The sequence below is a fragment of the Oceanipulchritudo coccoides genome, from assembly GCF_010500615.1.
GTDB classification, from domain to species: Bacteria; Verrucomicrobiota; Verrucomicrobiia; order Opitutales; family Oceanipulchritudinaceae; genus Oceanipulchritudo; species Oceanipulchritudo coccoides.
This window is the reverse complement of record NZ_JAAGNX010000008.1, coordinates 1-981: the sequence shown is the minus strand read 5'-3', so window position 1 is coordinate 981 and position 981 is coordinate 1. Positions and strand designations below refer to the sequence as shown.

The 981-nt window shown below is 60.8% G+C and carries 1 protein-coding gene; it reads left to right on the top strand.

Features of this window, described 5'->3' with window-relative positions; genetic code table 11:
• On the top strand, positions 1–969 hold a 969-nt coding region (tuf, locus tag G0Q06_RS14185; protein WP_163967425.1), incomplete at its 5' end, for an elongation factor Tu.
• Positions 970–981: the final 12 nt, after the last annotated feature.

Genomic DNA, 981 nt, shown 5'->3' with positions numbered 1-981 from the left:
CGTCACTACGCGCATGTGGACTGCCCGGGTCACGCGGACTACGTGAAGAACATGATCACGGGTGCGGCACAGATGGACGGCGCCATTCTGGTTGTGAACGCGGCCGACGGCCCGATGCCCCAGACGCGCGAGCACATTCTGCTGGGCCGTCAGGTTGGCATCCCGACGATGGTTGTTTTCATGAACAAGGTGGATCAGGTTGACGACGAAGAGCTTCTTGAGCTTGTCGAGATGGAAATCCGCGAGCTGCTGTCGTCCTACGACTATCCTGGCGACGACATTCCTGTGATCCCCGGTTCTGCGCTGGCGGCGATGGAAGGCAACAACCCAGAGATTGGCGAAGAAGCGATCCGCAAGCTGATGGCGGCTGTGGATGAGTGGATCCCGACGCCTGAGCGCGCGATTGACCAGCCGTTCCTGATGCCTGTGGAAGACGTGTTCTCGATCTCGGGCCGTGGTACGGTTGTGACGGGTCGTGTTGAGCGTGGCGTTATCAACGTGGGCGACGAGATTGAAATCGTGGGCATCCGCGACACGCAGAAAACGACCTGCACGGGTGTTGAGATGTTCCGCAAGCTGCTGGACCGCGGTGAAGCGGGTGACAACATCGGCGCGCTGCTGCGCGGTATTGACCGTGACGGCGTTGAGCGTGGTCAGGTTCTGTGCAAGCCGGGTTCGGTGACGCCACACACCAAGTTCGAGGCCGAAGCCTACATCCTCACCAAAGAGGAAGGTGGTCGTCACACGCCGTTTTTTGCGAACTACCGCCCGCAGTTCTACTTCCGGACGACGGATGTGACGGGCACGGTTCAGCTGGCTGAAGGCACCGAGATGGTGATGCCGGGCGACAACGTGTCTTTCGGCGTTGAGCTGATTGCCCCGATCGCGATGGAAAACGGTCTGCGCTTTGCGATCCGCGAAGGCGGCCGCACCGTTGGCGCGGGCGTTGTGTCCAAGATCACCGAATAATCCGGGCTGCGC